The organism is Marinomonas profundi, from assembly GCF_020694005.1.
GTDB classification, from domain to species: Bacteria; Pseudomonadota; Gammaproteobacteria; order Pseudomonadales; family Marinomonadaceae; genus Marinomonas; species Marinomonas profundi.
On sequence record NZ_CP073013.1, the window covers coordinates 3,136,804 to 3,153,404 of the forward strand.

Sequence of the window (16,601 nt, forward strand, 5' to 3'; positions counted from 1 at the left end):
TATCTAAATGAGACCTGAAATTATGGGTAAAAATGTTGTTATTCTAGGCACTCAATGGGGTGATGAAGGTAAGGGTAAGGTTGTTGATTTACTTACCGAAGATGTTGCTGCTGTGGTGCGCTTTCAAGGTGGCCATAACGCGGGCCATACCTTGGTTATTGATGGTAAGAAAACGGTTCTACATTTGATTCCTTCTGGTGTTTTGCGTGAAGGCGTTCAGTGCATCATAGGCAATGGTGTTGTTTTGTCCCCTGCGGCTTTGAAAAAGGAAGTGCTTGAGCTTCTTGAGCAAGGCGTGCCAGCAGTTGAGCGTTTGAAGATTAGTGCCGCATGCCCTCTTATCCTGCCTTATCATATTGCCATTGATCAGGCTCGTGAACTTGCTAGAGGCGAGAAGAAGATAGGCACAACCGGTCGTGGTATTGGGCCTGCTTATGAAGACAAGGTGGCGCGTCGTGCTATCCGTGTGGGTGATTTGTTAGACTCTGAGCGCTTTGCGACCAAGCTTAAAGAAGTGCTCGATTACTATAATTTCATTTTGACGAATTACCATAAAGTCGATCCTATTTCGTTTGATGAGGTGTACGCAGAAGGTTTGGAAATGGCCGAATTTTTGCGTCCTATGGTGGCTGACACCATTACCTTGTTGCATGATCTGCGTAAAGCGGGTGCAAACATTATGTTTGAGGGTGCTCAAGGGTCATTGTTGGATGTGGATCATGGTACGTATCCTTACGTCACGTCTTCGAATACGACGGCGGGTGGTGCACCGGCGGGTACGGGCTTTGGTCCTTTGTACTTGGATTATGTGCTAGGTATCACAAAAGCTTATACAACTCGTGTTGGGTCTGGTCCATTCCCGACAGAATTGTTTGATGATGATGGTGAGCGATTAGGTCGTCGAGGTCATGAGTTTGGCGCGACAACTGGCCGTTCGCGTCGTTGTGGTTGGTTTGATGCGGTGGCTTTGCGTCATGCGGTGCAAATTAACTCTGTTTCAGGAATATGTTTGACTAAGCTTGATGTGCTGGATGGCTCTTCAGTGATTAAGGTTTGTGTCTCTTATATGGATGCAGAGGGTAACCCTGTTGCGGGTTCTTTGGTGGACAGTGAGGGTTACGAGCAAGCTAGACCGGTATATGTTGAGTTGCCAGGCTGGACTGAGTCGACAGTCGGGGCGCCAGATTTTGACGCGCTGCCGAAAAATGCTCAAGACTATGTTCGTTTCTTGGAAGAGCAAGTCGGTGTGCCTGTTGATATTATTTCTACTGGCCCAGATCGCAATGAAACAATTGTATTGCGAGACCCGTTCAAGCAGTAAGCAAGTGATTGCTAAATGAGTTGTAAAAGCCGCTTCGAGCGGCTTTTTCGTTTTTTAAGGTCGCTATTAAGGTCGCTAAGTTCATCATATTAGTATTCTTTGTAAATAGAGTGAAAAGAGGGGAAGGCGTTTGTAGGGCGCTGGGGTAATATTTACAATTGAATTTATGGCAATGCCATTATTTGCTAAATAATGGAAAAATGAGAGGAGATATTTATGGTTAAGTTGTTGCTTGCTGATGATGATGCTCGTTTATCGGATCTAATAAAGGAGTATTTTGATGGTGAAGGTTATGAGGTAGCGCACGCTTGGAATGGGCGTGAGGCATTGGAGCTTATGGCGGCAGATATGCCAGATATTATTATTCTTGATGTGATGATGCCTGAGTTAGATGGCTTTGAAACCTTAAAACAGATTCGTAATAAAAGCGCGGTGCCGGTTATTATGTTGACGGCGAAAGGGGATGATATTGATCGTATCCTTGGCTTGGAGATGGGGGCGGATGATTATTTATCTAAACCATTTAATCCGCGAGAGTTGTTGGCGAGAATTAAAGCGATCTTGCGTCGCGCGAGCCAAGAGCGAGAGGATGACCCAACGGCGGACATAGAGCTTTCTGGTGTGTTGCTGCGTCGCAAAGATCGTACTGTCTATTTGGAAGGTGAGTTGGTTGAGCTGACAACGTCTGAATATACCTTGTTAGAGTGCATGCTGATGGCGCCGGGGCAGGTGTTAACCAAGCAAGAGCTTTCTGAAAAGGCTCTGGGTCGTAAACTGACGATGTATGATCGTAGTCTGGATATGCATATCAGTAATTTGCGCAAAAAAATTGGCAACTTAGAGAATGGCGATCCTCGTATTAAAACCGTGCGTGGTGTTGGCTATATTTTTGTTGCGAATGAGCAGGGCGTTTAACGTTATATGAAGAATACTTTTCTGCGTGTGTTTTTGGTGGTTCTGCTGTCCAATATTGTGGTGGTGAGTATTGGCTTAGGGACGGTCCAGCTAATTCAAAAGCGTAACCAAGTGTCCGCAGACCTATTGGGTGATGTTGGTGTGCAGTTGGTTGCAGGTTACGAAAAGTTTGGCATCGTTTCTTTGCAAGAAGAAACTGAAAAAGCAGAAAAGCGTTTATCGGGTACGATTTATTTGTACCAAGAGAATGGTCGGCCCTTGCTCAAGCCCTTACCGCGCAATTTCAGAGAGCAGAATACGCCTAGTGTTACGAGTCGGCCTGCGGCGGATTTTTTGCACAGTCAATTTATTCAAGTGATTGGAGGGAATAATGTTCAGTATTTGCTGATATTTAAACCCAATCCTGAGATGAATTCCCTTGCTCCTGAGGCGGTTGTTGGTTTTTCATTGCTGGGTTTGCTGGTTTCCAGTGGAGTGTTGGCTTATTGGTTGTTGGGGCCTTTGCTTAAGCTGCAGCGTGTGGCGCGTTCTTTTGGTCAGGGCGACATGACGGCGCGGGTGGAAAATAAGCTGGCTCGACGAAGTGATGCGGTTGGTAAGTTGGCTCGTGAGTTTAATGAAATGGCGGTTCGGATAGAAACTTTGCTGTCTTCTAAAGAGCGACTCATGCGAGACGTGTCTCATGAGTTAAGGACGCCCTTGGCAAGGATTGAAGTGGCATTGACTATCGCGGAAGATAAATATGCAATGGAGGCTCAAAAGGGCTACTTGTATCGTATACGCACTGAGTTGCATGAGCTTGATGAATTGATTGGGCAGGTGTTAACCCTGAGTCGATTAGAGGCGGCTTCGCTTATAAAAGAAGAAATGGACCTTCAGGAGTGGTTAAGTGAGATTGTCGCGGATGTGAGTTTTGAGAGTCAGCTTAAGGGTATTTCGGTGACTAAAATTGGTCGTGTTCCGAAAACCATTTTGGGTGATCCTCTTCAGTTGCGCCATGCTATCGAGAATGTACTGCGCAATGCTTGTTTTTATGCGGGATGTGGCGGTGTGATAGAGGTTGAGACGCAAGAAAAAGCCGGCACGGCTTTTATCTATGTGCGAGATAATGGCCCGGGTGTTTCAGGTGATAAGTTAGAGAAAATATTCCATGCTTTTTATCGCTCTTCTGAGGCGAGAGAGGCAAATAGTGGCGGTTTTGGTGTTGGACTTACTATTTCTCAGCGTATCATTCGTGCGCATAAAGGACAGATAACCGCGCGAAACCGTGAGGAAGGTGGTTTGGAGGTTTGTTTTCAGCTGCCTGTCGTTTGATTTTTGTTTTTCAGTGGTTGGCAAAAGTGACGCCTTTTCAAAAAGCGCTTGTTATTGTCTCTATAGGTAAGTAATATGCGCCTCGCAAGTTGGCTAGGCAGTCGCCGCTCAATTTATTGGGGGGAGGAAAGTCCGGGCTTCGCAGGGTAAAGTGCCAGGTAACGCCTGGGGGGCGTGAGCCTACGGAAAGTGCAGCAGAAAATACACCGCCTAAGCAGTTTACTGCCGGTAAGGTTGAAATGGTGCGGTAAGAGCGCACCGCGCGACTGGTAACAGTTCGTGGCTAGGTAAACCCCACTTGAAGCAAGACCAAATAGGAACTCTTTGGCGTGACCCGCGCTGAGTTCGGGTAGGTTGCTAGAGACGTGCAGTGATGTACGTATTAGATGAATGACTGTCCACGACAGAACCCGGCTTATCGGCCAACTTGCTTTTTATCTCCCCTTCTATCGTTTATTTCCTTATCTTAATGGCTGATCTAGAGCGCTGAGCTTTCGCGTCCTGTTCTGTTGATGCTTCTTATTTATCCCTTTGTTTTTATAGGGTGTTTTGTCTTGTTGTTGATATCTTTCGATTAAAAGCCGCATTTTGAATGCGGCTTTTTTTATGTTTATTTTTGTATCTTTTCATCTTTACGCAATATTTTTTTACTATTTTAGATAAAAGGTGTTAAATTGTGGGATAAAGTGTCGATAAGTGGGATATGGCAATGTTTCGTGGGATTCATCAGGTTAGCGTGGATGTAAAGGGGCGTATGTCGCTCCCAGCACGCTTGCGCGATGATCTTGCTCAATACGACGATGATGGCGTAGTGGTGACCATAGACCCTGTTTCTCGATGCTTGCTGCTTTATCCACTGTCTGAATGGGAATTGATTCAGCAAAAATTAGATAAACTGCCGACTTTTCAACCCCAAGCTAGGCGTTTACAGCGTTTGTTGGTTGGCCATGCGACGGATTTGGAAGTGGATAAAGCCGGTCGAATTTTATTACCTGCGCCGCTGCGTGAATTTGCGCGCTTAGATAAGAAGTTAACGATTCTTGGGCAAGGCAAAAAATTAGAAATTTGGAGCCAAGAGGAGTGGGAAGCGCAGCGCGAAGACTATTTGTCCCAAGATGCGCTTGAGGACTTACAAACAGAAACCATGATGGATATTTCTTTATGACCAAAACGATGGCAGAACACATAAGCGTAATGCTCAATGAGTCCGTCGATATGTTAGTAACCGACACTAATGGCTTTTACATTGATGGTACTTTTGGCCGTGGTGGGCATACTCGTTTGGTTTTGGATCGGTTGGAAAAAGGCCGTTTACTAGGATTTGATAAAGACCCCGTTGCAATTGGTTACGGCAAGACGTTAGAGCAAGAAGATTCGAGGTTTTCGATTGTTCAGGACAGTTTTGCCGCCATGGCTGAACACATCAATACCGTATTTGGTGTCGACAGAGTCGATGGCGTGATGATGGATTTGGGCGTGTCATCCCCTCAAATTGATGATGCAGAGCGCGGCTTTAGCTTTATGAATGACGGTCCGCTTGATATGCGGATGAATCCTGATAAAGGCATCAGTGCTGCCCAATGGATTGCGTCTGTTCGTGAAAAAGACATGGCAGATGTCATGTATCAATATGGTGAAGAGCGGTTTTCTCGTCGCATTGCGAAGGCTATTTGTGAATATCGCTCGCATACGCCAATTTTGACCACGCTTCAACTTGCAAAAATCATTACTGAGGCGAACCCCGCTTGGGAAAAAGGTAAAAACCCCGCTACACGAGCATTTCAGGGTATCCGGATTTATATCAATAATGAGCTAGGGGACTTGGAAGTGGGTCTTGACGCTGCTGCGCAAGCTCTCAAAGTAGGTGGTCGCTTAGTGGTTATCAGCTTCCACTCGCTGGAAGATCGAATTGTAAAACGCTTTATGAAATTAAAGGCGAAAGGTCCTGAATTGCCGAGACATTTGCCTATTCAAAACGCCCATCTTGATATCAAGTTTAAAACAGTGGGCAAAGCGATTAAGCCGTCTCAATCCGAAGTAAGTGAGAATGTACGATCACGCAGTGCGGTATTGCGGGTTTTGGAGCGGGTTAGTGATTAAGTCGCGCTTTCTGCCGCTGATATTTTTGGTTGGCATTTTGCTGTTAACCATAGTGTCGGTGGCGGTGGTGATTCAGGTTTATGACTTTAGGAAAAGCTTTTCTTACCTGCAGGCACTAAAGCAGGATGAAGTGGATTATGAGGTGAAGTGGGGGCAGTTGCTGCTTGAGCAAAGTGCACTTACCCAGCCGAGTCGCTTGGAGCAGGCGGCTATTAAAAATTTAAATATGCATGCACCGTCTCAGGATGAATTGATAATAGTGAAACCATGAATATTGAAAATAGTGTTCACATACCAGGAAAATGGCGCTTTAGATTTGTATACGGCATTGCCTTATTGCTGTTCCTTGTTGCGGGCGGACGACTCTTCTATTTGACGGTGGTTGATAAGGCCTTTTTGCAAAATCAAGGCGAGATTCGAGCCGTCAGAACCGAAGTTATTCCAGCGACACGAGGCATGATTCTAGACCGTCGAGGCGAACCTTTGGCGGTTAGTACGCCGACTTGGACCATTATTGCCAACCCTAAAGCATTGTGGAAACTCTCCAGTGATCCTTTGTTGGGTATTGGCCCTGAAGTCGAGATTGCACGCCTTGCTAGCGTGATGGGCGTGGGACGAACTTGGTTGCAAGAGCGCTTCGAAGCCAACAAAAATCGCTCTTTCATGTATTTAAGGCGTCAAATACCACCTCATGAAGCCGATGCTATTATGGCCGCGAATGTGGTTGGTGTGAGTAAAACCAAAGAATATAAACGCTTTTACCCTGCTGGCGAAGTCGCTTCTCATGTGGTTGGTTTTACCAATATAGATGACAAAGGCCAAGAGGGGATTGAGCTTGCTTATGATAAAGCTTTGGTAGGGCAGCCTGGCCGCAGAAGTTATGTGAAAGATCTTTCTGGCAATATTATCCGCGGCATTGGTGTCGAAGAGACTGAGCGTGTGGGTGAAAATATTGAGTTAAGTATTGACCTCAGGTTGCAGTATCTAGCGTATCGAGAGCTAAAAGCGGCGGTTACCGAGCATCGTGCGACATCGGCTTCTGCGGTGATTTTGGATGTGAAAACGGGGGAGATTTTAGCGATGGTGAATCAGCCATCTTACAACCCTAATGATCGCTCTCAACTAGATTATGAACAATTGCGCAATCGTGCGGTGATTGATTTATTTGAACCTGGTTCAACAATGAAGCCCTTTACGATTTCAGCTGCGCTCATGTCAGGGCAGTATTCCACCGAGGCAAGGATTAATACGGCGCCTGGGTATTTGCGCTTTGGGCGTTTTACGATACGTGATGCCGCTAATTACGGTGTGATAGATTTTGAAAAACTGTTGATTAAATCAAGTAACGTTGGTGCTTCTAAGGTTGCGCTATCATTGCCTCAGGATGCAATTTGGAATATGGATTATGAACTGGGGATTGGTTCTCCCGTTGGTATTGGTTTTCCAGGCGAAGCTTCCGGCGTCTTGCCTTCTCATCCTAAATGGCACCCATCAGAAATTGCGACTTTGTCGTACGGGTATGGTTTGTCTGTGTCTACTCTGCAGCTCGCTCAAGCCTATATGGCGTTAGCGAATGGCGGTTACCGAGTTCCTGTTACTATTTTTAAGCAAGATGTTGCCGCAGAAGGGAAGCAAGTTATTCCGCATAAAATTGCAAAAGATGTGGTGAAAATGATGGAAGGTGTGGTGCAGCGTGGTTCGGGTAAAGCGGCACAAATTCCAGGTTATCGGGTAGCGGGAAAAACCGGTACAGTACATAAAGTCGGTGCAAAAGGGTATGAATACGATCAGTACATTGCGTTATTCGCTGGCGTTGCACCAGCATCTAACCCTAGATTGGCGATGGTGGTGATGATCAACGACCCTAAAGGTCGAGAGTATTATGGCGGTGAAGTGGCTGCGCCTGTTTTTTCTCGAGTGATGGAGGGGGCGTTAACCACATTGAATATTTACCCTGATTTACCAGAAGGGCTCAGAGAAGTGCGCTTACAGCCTAAAAAAGCGCCTTATCAAGTGGTGCAAGGTGGTTAAATGAGTCAACTGTCGCACATTCAACTCCTTAATTTAGCGGGATATCCTTCAAAAGATATCCCGCATTCTGCTGTTTATAGCCATCTCGAAACAGACAGTCGAGCGGTGGACGGCGAGAGTGTTTTTTTTGCTTTGCCTGGAGTGGCTTCAAACGGCTGGGATTATTTGGATGATGTGGTTGCATTGGGCTGTAACGTGGCCGTTGTTCCTGCGGGACTGAACTTGCAACATGATGGCATTGAGCTTATTTCGGTGGCTGATCCTGCTAAGCTGTTAGTGGCCTGTTTGCATGGTTTCTTTGGGCATATGCCAGCGCAAATTGTCGCGGTGACTGGCACTAATGGAAAATCTTCTATTTGTTTTTATATTGCTCAGCTGGCAAAGCACATGGGCTTAAACAGTGGTCTGGTCGGGACTTTTGGTGTTGGGCCTTTAGATGATTTAGTGGATGCGAAGCAAACAACGCCAGATCTTTTGTCACTGCATCTTACCTTGATGGATATGGCACAAAAGGGCGTTGATCTAGTGGCTTTTGAGGCGTCTTCTCATGCACTTGACCAAGGTCGTATTGAAGGGGTGCCTTTTCAAACGGCGGTGTTTTCTAACCTTTCCCGAGATCATCTTGATTACCATGGCGATATGAACGCCTATGCGTTGGCAAAACAACGTCTATTTGCTTTTCCTTCTGTGTCGCATTCAATATTTTGTTTGGATGATGATTACGCTGATTTTATGGCGAAAGGGACGGTCGGTTCGAGTTGCCATTACTATAGTGAGCAAAATTCACAAGCCGATTTCTATGTGAAGGATTTGTCTCTGGCGTCTAGTGGATGCCGATTTGTTTTGTGTCATCCCGAAGGTGAGCATTCGGTGTTTTTGCCTTTGTTGGGGCGTTTCAATATACAAAACGCCTTGGCTGCCTTGGCGAGTCTTTGGCACAGTGTGGGCGATAAGAATAAATTAATGGCTGGGTTGCCAGTCTTACATGGTGCACCTGGCCGAATGGATAAGGTTCAATTGTCAAATGCGCCTCTTGTGGTGGTGGATTATGCTCACACGCCCGATGCGTTAGCGGTGGCGTTGCAGGCATTGAAAGCGCATTCGAGTGGTCGGCTGATTTGTGTGTTTGGGTGTGGCGGCGATAGAGATAGGGGTAAACGCCCCTTGATGATGGCGGCGGCACTGCAAAACGCTGATCGTGTTTGGTTGACGTCTGATAATCCTCGTACCGAATCGATCGAGCAAATATTTGCCGATACTCTGGCGCAAACGGGCGATGATGAAGCCTTTCACTTCGAGTCTGATCGTCGAGCCGCTATTCAGCAAGCGATTATGTCCGCTGGCCTCCATGATGTCGTTCTTATTGCGGGCAAAGGGCACGAGTCTTATCAGGATATTCAAGGTGTTAAGCATCATTTTGATGATAAAGAAGAGGCACGGAAGGTGCTAGAAGCTTATGTTAATTAATCTTACTCTTTCCGCTATTGCACAAGCTTGTGATGGCGAGCTTATCGGTCAGGACTGTGTAGTAAGTGCTGTGGTGACCGATACGAGAAAAATCTCCTTAGGCTGTATGTTTGTTGCTTTGAAGGGTGAACGCTTCGATGGGCATGACTATATAGAGCAAGCGATTCAAAACGGGGCCGCCGCGGTTGTTTCTGACCGATCGATTGAGGTCGATCATTATGTCAAGGTGGCTGATACCACATTAGCCTATGGCGCGATTGCTCGTTTGGTCCGAGATGCTTTTAAAGGATCTGTTGTCTGTATTACGGGCAGCAATGGTAAAACAACCGTAAAGGATTGGCTCGCTCAGTCCCTTTTCGAGAAAAATGTGTTAAAAACACGCGCCAATTTGAACAATCAGGTAGGGGTGCCGCAAACCTTGCTTGAATTGGACGTAAATCATGATATTGCGGTGATTGAAGCGGGGACCAGTTTTTCAGGTGAAATCCCGTTGTTGGCAAAGATAGCCTTCCCTGATGTCGTCATATTAACGAATGCCAGCGGCAGTCATTTTGAAGGTTTGGGAAGTCTTGAAGGCATTGCGAAAGAAAAAGGGGCATTGGTTTCTGGGGCTGCACCCAATGCAAACGTGATTCTTAATGCAGACGATACCTTTTTTGATTACTGGTGTGGTCTGGCGGGAAAGCGAACGCTGTGCTCTTTTGGCTTTACCGAACTGGCTGATCTTTATGCTTCGGATCTTGAATTAGGCGCTGAATCCAGTAAGGCGGTATTTCATTATCGAGGCGTGGCGTTACCGGTTTTTATTGCCGGGGCGGGGCGGCACCAAATTGCGAATGGCATGGCGGTGGTTTTGGCCATGTTAGTGATCGGGATTGATTTTAAACAGGCGGTCGATGCATTGGCTACCCCTGTAAAAGTGGCGGGCAGGCTGGAACGGCTTACGACAAAAAGTGGCGCGTTATTAATTAATGATTGTTACAATGCCAGCCCATCTTCGGTGAAGGCCGCGATTGATGTGCTTGTTATGCAACCTGCAGATGAATCTTGGTTGATCTTGGGGGCGTTGGGGGAATTAGGCGCTCAACAAGACGAAATACATCATGACTTAGGCGTCTACGCTAAAGACAAGGGTGTCTCGTGTCTGATTTGTGTTGGTGCTGTTGCGGGCATTGCTGGTATGGCTTTTCGAAATAAAGGCGGCAATGCCATATTGTGTCATACACATGAAGAAGCGGCGGCGATAGTACGTCCGCTAGGAAAAAATCACGCCATTTTAGTCAAGGGGTCTCGCTCGGCTAAAATGGAAAATGTTATAGATGCATTAACTAATTAGGATAATCCTGACCAATGTTACTCCTGCTAACTGCATATTTAAGTAAGTATTATACTTTTTTCACGGTGTTCAATTATTTGTCTCTCCGCGCCATTTTGGGCGTTCTTACCGCATTGGCTATCTCGTTATTGATAGGCAACAAGGTGATCACCTTGTTGCAGCGTTTACAGATCGGTCAAGCGGTTCGTAGTGATGGCCCGCAGACGCATTTAGCAAAAGCAGGCACGCCAACCATGGGTGGTGCGCTGATTATTTTTTCGATTACCGTTAGTACCTTACTATGGGGCGATTTGCGCAACGAGTATGTTTGGCTTGTGCTATTGGTTATGTTGGCGTTTGGTGTCGTCGGTTGGGTCGATGATTACCGAAAAGTGGTTGAGAAAAACTCACGGGGATTACCGAGTCGCTGGAAGTATTTTTGGCAAAGTGTGTTTGGTTTGGCAGCGGCATTTTATTTGTATTACACCGCCAGTACGCCAGCGGAAACGGCGTTGATTGTGCCTTTGTTTAAAGAGGTTGCGATTCCTTTGGGGGTGTTTTTTATCGTGCTGACTTATTTTGTCATTGTCGGTACGAGTAATGCGGTGAATTTGACCGATGGCTTGGACGGTTTGGCTATTTTGCCGACCGTGTTGGTGGGTGGTGCGTTGGGTGTGTTTGCTTATTTAACGGGTAATGTTCGTTTTGCCGATTATTTGCTTATCCCTTACGTACATGGCTCCGGCGAGTTGCTGGTGTTTTGTGCCGCATTGGCTGGGGCGGGGTTGGGCTTTTTATGGTTTAACACTTATCCAGCGCAAATATTCATGGGCGATGTGGGTTCTCTGGCGTTGGGCGCGGCACTCGGCACCATTGCGGTTATTGTTCGCCAAGAATTAGTTTTGTTTATCATGGGCGGCGTTTTTGTGATGGAAACGGTGTCGGTTATTTTACAAGTTGCGTCCTATAAGTTAACCAAGCGCAGAATTTTTAGAATGGCACCGATTCACCATCATTTTGAGTTAAAGGGGTGGGCCGAGCCGAAAGTGATTGTGCGTTTTTGGATTATTACGGTTTGTCTTGTCTTAGTGGGTTTTGCCACCTTAAAAGTACGTTAGGAGTTTTGCATGTCGTTGATCGGGTCAGATCGGGTAAGAGCCGTTGTCGGCTTGGGTGCGACAGGCTTGTCTTGCGTGCGTTTTTTGGCGAGCAAGGGGATTGAGTTTTATGTGGTGGATTCTCGTGAGAACCCACCCGGTTTAGAGCAGGCGAAAGCGTTTTGCTCTGCAGAGCGAATTTTCACGGGCAGTTTGGATGTGCTTGAAACGCTGGGGGTGACGGAGTTATTTGTGAGTCCTGGTATTGCTCTGCGCACTCCTGTGTTAGCTCGTTTAGCGGAGCGTGGTGTCGCCATGCGCGGCGACATTGATTTATTTTGCGATTATGTTGATGCACCTTTTGTTGCCATTACCGGCTCCAATGCGAAAAGCACGGTCACAACCTTAGTGGCTTTGTTGCTTCAGGCTAGCGGGAAAAATGCCAAAGCGGGTGGTAATCTGGGTTTGCCGGCGTTGGATCTTCTTGCTCCTGATACCGATTTTTATGTGCTTGAGGTGTCTAGTTTTCAGCTTGAAACCACTCATGCACTGCAGGCCGACTTGGCTTGTCTGCTTAACGTTTCTGAAGACCATATGGATCGCTACCAAGATTTATATGAGTATCAACGAGTCAAACAAAAAGTCTATCGAGGCTGTAAAGCGGCGGTCTGTAATAAGCAAGATATTTTAACGGCGCCTTTGTTGTCTGAAGGTGTTCCAGTTCGAGCTTTTACCACTAAGAGTCCCGATCTAAAAGAATATGGCATGCTTAAAGAGGGCGATGGCGCTTGGTTGTGTCATGGCGTGAAACGGCTTTATCACACGTCTCAAATAGCCTTAAAAGGCTCGCACAATCACGCCAATGTGTTGGCCGCTTTGGCGATGCTTGAGTTGCTTGGTGTGGAGGTGATGTCTGATGCCGTTGGAGAGGTATTGAAAACTTTTGGTGGTTTGCCTCATCGCTGTGAAACGGTTCGAACGCATCATGGTGTGACTTATATTAATGATTCAAAGGGAACTAATGTGGGTGCCACGTTGGCTGCGCTTCAGGGGCTTGGCTCGGTTGCCAATAAAAACATCCTGCTGATTGCTGGCGGTGAAGGAAAAGGCGCTGATTTTCAAGCGCTTGCTAAGCCCGTTAAGGATTTTGTGCGCCTTGTTTATTTATTTGGTAAGGATGCAGATCGCATTGCTGAGATTTTGCCGTCAGACACGGAAGTAAAGCGTTTTGAAACCTTGGATCAGATCGTGTTGAGCGTTGCTCAGGACAGTAGAGAAGGTGAAACGGTATTGTTTTCGCCGGCTTGTGCCAGTTTAGATATGTATAAAAACTACGAAGTTCGCGGTGAGCATTTTGCTCGCTTGGTTGCTGGATTATGACATGGCTAAAAATATTTGACCGCGTGTCTCTGCGTGAGTTTGCTCAGGTTGACGTGATTTTTCTTGCTGCTGTGGTTTCTATTTTGGCGTTGGGTATGGTGATGGTGTCGAGCGCATCCATTTCTATATCGGAAGGCATTCATGGCCACCCTTATTTTTTTATGAGGCGGCAAGCTTTGTATCTCGCGTTAGGGTTGATCTCTGGTTGGTTTTTGCTGTCTTTGCCAACCAGTCAGTTGCAGCAATGGGGCATCATCATGATGGGGTTGTCATTGATTTTGCTTATTCTTGTGCTGGTGCCCGGTATTGGGAAAAGCGTTAACGGCAGCCGTCGCTGGATCAATTTAGTGGTGTTTAACCTGCAGGCTTCAGAAGTAGCAAAAGTCTGTATGGTGGTGTATGTCTCTGGCTATTTAGTGCGCAGGGCGGATCGGGTCAGAGAGAGCTGGGTGGGTTTCGTTTTGCCACTTTGCTTATGCAGTATCTTTTTGTTGTTTTTGCTTTTCGAACCGGATTTCGGTGCCTCTGTTGTGTTGCTGGGTACTGTGATGGTGTTGCTTTTTTTGGGTGGCGCACCCTTGTATCAGTTTCTATTGCTAATGATTGCTGCGGTTTCTATGTTAGGGGTCGTGGCGATTTCGGAGAGTTATCGATTAAAACGCCTTATGAACTTTATTGACCCTTGGGCAGATCCTTTTAATGAGGGTTATCAGCTTAGTCAGGCTTTAATTGCGTATGGGCGAGGTGAGTGGTTTGGCTTGGGATTGGGAAATAGTGTACAAAAATTATCCTATTTACCTGAGGCGCACACGGATTTTGTGTTTTCTATTTGGGTCGAAGAAACCGGTATGTTCGGTGGTTTGCTGTTGATTTGTCTGTTTGCCTTAATGGTAGGGAGAGCCTTTAAAATAGGCCATAAAGCTATGGCGCTTGCTCGCCCATTCGCGGCTTACATGTGTTTTGGTTTTGCCATCTTAATTTTGGCTCAAGTGATTATCAATATAGGCGTTAATACCGGCTTTTTGCCGACCAAGGGGCTGACGCTGCCCTTGATTAGCTATGGCGGCAGTAGCCTGATTATTACCTTGGCTAGTCTGTTTGTGATTGCCCGTGTTGATATTGAAAATCGTCGTGCTGAAAACCATGTTGGCGTGAAAGAGGGTGGCAAATGAACGAGCCTAAAACGGTTGTTATCATGGCAGGCGGAACGGGTGGGCATATTTATCCTGCCTTGGCTTGTGCCCAGAGCTTTAAGGATAAGGGGCTGGATGTGCAGTGGCTTGGTTCTCGAGGTGGGATGGAGGAAACGCTTGTCCCTAAGCACGACATTGCGTTGCATTCTTTGTCTATTAAAGGAGTGAGAGGTAAAGGCGTGCTTGGCTTGTTGGCGGCACCCTTTAGAATTTTGCACGCGGTTGGTCAGGCGCTTGCTGTGCTGCAAAAAGTGAAGCCCAGTGTTGTTTTAGGCATGGGCGGTTTTGTGGCCGGTCCGGGTGGCGTGGCGGCTCGGTTGTTGGGTATTCCTTTGGTGATACACGAACAAAATGCGATTGCAGGAACGACCAATAAATTGCTTTCCAAATTCGCCAGTATTAGGCTGCAGGCTTTTGATGGCGCCTTGGTTAGTGGGGTGAGTGTTGGCAATCCCATCCGCAGTGATATTCTTCAGCAACGAGTGCGTGAATCAAGAAATAGTGCGGCGCGGCCGTTGCGTTTATTGGTTGTGGGTGGAAGTCTTGGTGCGCAAGCGATCAATAACCTTGTTCCTCAAGTTTTGCTCAACTGGCCTTTTACACAACGTTTGGATGTTTGGCATCAAACGGGCATAAGAAACTTTGATGCGGTGTCCGAGTTATATAAGTCCGCTGGGGTTGACGCTCGGGTTGAGGCTTATCTGGATAATATGGATCAGGCTTATTATTGGGCTGATGTTGTTTTGTGTCGTGCTGGAGCCATGACGGTAAGTGAACTGGCGGTTGCTGGCTTGCCTTCTATTTTAGTGCCTTATCCTCACGCCATTGATGACCATCAAACGGCGAATGCCCGTTATTTAGAAAAATCTGGGGCGGCTTATGTGTTGCCTCAATCGCAGTTAAGTTGCGACAAAATTATTGCTTTGCTTGCTGATTTAATGAAAGACGAAGCGGCATTATTAAAAATGGGAGAGCAGGCCAAATTGGTCGCTCACCCAAATGCGACACAAGACGTTGTCGCACACTGTTTAAGGTTAATGAAATCATGATTGATAATAAAGCTCAGTACGATATTCCGACCATGCGTCGCATCCAAAATATTCATTTTATTGGTATTGGCGGTGTCGGCATGTGCGGTATTGCTGAAGTGTTGCACAACCAAGGTTATCAGGTGTCTGGTTCAGATCTTAAGTCGTCATCGACGACAGAGCGCTTAGAAGAATTGGGTATTAAAATCTATCTTGGGCATTTAGAAGAAAACGTTTATGACGCTCATGTGATTGTGGTGTCTACCGCGATAAACGAACAAAACCCAGAAATTATTTGGGGTAAAGAGAATCGCATTCCGATTGTTCGACGAGCAGAAATGTTGGCGGAGTTGATGCGTTACCGACATGGTATTGCGGTTGCTGGTACTCATGGCAAAACGACAACGACCAGCTTGATGGCGTCTATATTGGCGGCGACAGGTGAAGCGCCAACGTTTGTCATTGGTGGACGTTTAACCAGCGCAGGTGCCAATGCGCAGCTGGGCAGCAGCGCTTATTTGGTTGCTGAGGCGGATGAAAGTGATGCGTCTTTTTTACATCTGCAACCACAGACTGTGATTGTCACCAATATTGATGCGGATCATATGGATACTTATGATGGCGATTTTGAGAAGGTAAAACATACTTTTGTGGAGTTTGTGCACAACTTGCCTTTTTACGGTTTGGCGGTGATGTGTGTTGATGATGAAAACGTTCGAGAAATTTTGCCCTTGTTGAGTCGCCCTATTTTGACTTATGGCATAGATCAAGAAGCGGATTTTTACGCGACAGAGATAGTGCAAACGGGTCGTTATTGTGAGTTTTTAGCGCACCGTCCAGAAGGCGAACCATTGAAAATTCGTTTGCCGATGCCGGGCCGTCATAATGTGCTTAATGCGCTTGCAACTATCGCGGTGGCAACCGATTTAGGGGTTGATGCGACGGCTATTCAAGCGGGTTTAATGGGGTTTGAAGGCGTGGGGCGTCGTTTCCAAGAGCAAAAGCCTTTGGTACTTCCTAATGGCTCGAACGTCATGTTTGTTGATGACTATGGGCATCACCCCAGTGAAGTTCTGGCTACCGTTAAAGCCATTCGTGCTGGTTGGCCTGAGAAGCGATTGGTGATGGTTTATCAGCCACATCGCTATACTCGAACTCGTGACCTTTATGAAGATTTTGTGCGGGTTTTGTCTCAAGTCGATGTGTTGTTGTTGTTGGATGTCTACTCAGCAGGCGAGACACCAATTAATGGCGCAGATAGTCGCTCTTTGTGTGGCAGTATTCGTCAGCGCGGTAATGTGGATCCTATTCATGTTGGTAGTGAGGCGGACTTGCGCTCTATTTTGAGCAATGTTTTACGCGAAGGGGATTTGTTTATTACGCAAGGGGCGGGGGATATTGCTGCCGTGTCTAAAAATTTATCGTTGAGCGGGATTTGAT

14 protein-coding genes and 1 other RNA gene are annotated in these 16,601 nt (G+C 46.6%); all 15 read left to right on the top strand.

The annotated features are described in order from the left end of the window. Positions 1–22: 22 nt before the first annotated feature. The 15 genes from J8N69_RS14595 to murC all read left to right on the top strand — a co-directional run bounded on the left by J8N69_RS14595 (position 23) and on the right by murC (position 16,600). Positions 23–1,321 (top strand): adenylosuccinate synthase, encoded by a 1,299-nt coding sequence (locus J8N69_RS14595; protein WP_168826324.1) that lies wholly within the window; start codon positions 23–25, stop codon positions 1,319–1,321. Between the two features lie 216 nt (positions 1,322–1,537). Further along, entirely contained in the window at positions 1,538–2,236 is a 699-nt protein-coding gene (locus J8N69_RS14600) for a response regulator transcription factor (RefSeq protein ID WP_168826261.1), read from the top strand. Between the two features lie 6 nt (positions 2,237–2,242). Continuing rightward, a complete protein-coding gene (locus tag J8N69_RS14605) occupies positions 2,243–3,550 on the top strand; it encodes a HAMP domain-containing sensor histidine kinase (RefSeq protein ID WP_168826263.1) in 1,308 nt (435 codons plus the stop codon). An 85-nt stretch (positions 3,551–3,635) separates the two neighbouring features. Further along, positions 3,636–3,984: RNase P RNA component class A (gene rnpB / locus J8N69_RS14610), an RNA gene on the top strand. Positions 3,985–4,259: 275 nt separating this feature from the next. Then, the gene (gene mraZ / locus J8N69_RS14615) at positions 4,260–4,715 is read left to right on the top strand and encodes a division/cell wall cluster transcriptional repressor MraZ (RefSeq protein ID WP_168826326.1); all 456 of its coding nucleotides are present in this window, start codon (positions 4,260–4,262) and stop codon (positions 4,713–4,715) included. After that, entirely contained in the window at positions 4,712–5,650 is a 939-nt protein-coding gene (gene rsmH / locus J8N69_RS14620) for a 16S rRNA (cytosine(1402)-N(4))-methyltransferase RsmH (RefSeq protein WP_168826265.1), read from the top strand. The genes mraZ and rsmH overlap by 4 nt, the downstream gene beginning before the upstream one ends. Then, entirely contained in the window at positions 5,643–5,921 is a 279-nt protein-coding gene (gene ftsL / locus J8N69_RS14625; RefSeq protein WP_168826268.1) for a cell division protein FtsL, read from the top strand. The genes rsmH and ftsL overlap by 8 nt, the downstream gene beginning before the upstream one ends. Beyond that, positions 5,918–7,681, top strand: coding sequence for a peptidoglycan D,D-transpeptidase FtsI family protein (locus J8N69_RS14630; protein WP_168826270.1), 1,764 nt, complete (start codon positions 5,918–5,920; stop codon positions 7,679–7,681). Before ftsL ends, J8N69_RS14630 begins: the two co-directional genes overlap by 4 nt. Next, complete coding sequence (locus tag J8N69_RS14635) at positions 7,682–9,148, top strand: UDP-N-acetylmuramoyl-L-alanyl-D-glutamate--2,6-diaminopimelate ligase (protein WP_168826272.1); 1,467 nt, start codon at positions 7,682–7,684, stop codon at positions 9,146–9,148. It begins immediately after the preceding gene. Then, complete coding sequence (locus J8N69_RS14640) at positions 9,138–10,484, top strand: UDP-N-acetylmuramoyl-tripeptide--D-alanyl-D-alanine ligase (protein ID WP_168826274.1); 1,347 nt, start codon at positions 9,138–9,140, stop codon at positions 10,482–10,484. Before J8N69_RS14635 ends, J8N69_RS14640 begins: the two co-directional genes overlap by 11 nt. Positions 10,485–10,498: 14 nt before the next feature. Beyond that, complete coding sequence (mraY, locus tag J8N69_RS14645) at positions 10,499–11,581, top strand: phospho-N-acetylmuramoyl-pentapeptide-transferase (RefSeq protein ID WP_168826276.1); 1,083 nt, start codon at positions 10,499–10,501, stop codon at positions 11,579–11,581. A 9-nt stretch (positions 11,582–11,590) separates the two neighbouring features. Then, positions 11,591–12,940, top strand: a complete 1,350-nt coding sequence (murD, locus tag J8N69_RS14650) for a UDP-N-acetylmuramoyl-L-alanine--D-glutamate ligase (protein WP_168826278.1) — start codon at positions 11,591–11,593, stop codon at positions 12,938–12,940. After that, positions 12,937–14,112, top strand: coding sequence for a putative lipid II flippase FtsW (gene ftsW, locus J8N69_RS14655; RefSeq protein ID WP_168826280.1), 1,176 nt, complete (start codon positions 12,937–12,939; stop codon positions 14,110–14,112). The genes murD and ftsW overlap by 4 nt, the downstream gene beginning before the upstream one ends. Continuing rightward, the gene (gene murG, locus J8N69_RS14660; protein ID WP_168826282.1) at positions 14,109–15,182 is read left to right on the top strand and encodes an undecaprenyldiphospho-muramoylpentapeptide beta-N-acetylglucosaminyltransferase; all 1,074 of its coding nucleotides are present in this window, start codon (positions 14,109–14,111) and stop codon (positions 15,180–15,182) included. Before ftsW ends, murG begins: the two co-directional genes overlap by 4 nt. Further along, on the top strand, positions 15,179–16,600 hold the full coding sequence (murC, locus tag J8N69_RS14665; RefSeq protein ID WP_168826284.1) for a UDP-N-acetylmuramate--L-alanine ligase: 1,422 nt from the start codon (positions 15,179–15,181) through the stop codon (positions 16,598–16,600). Before murG ends, murC begins: the two co-directional genes overlap by 4 nt. Position 16,601 lies beyond the last annotated feature (1 nt).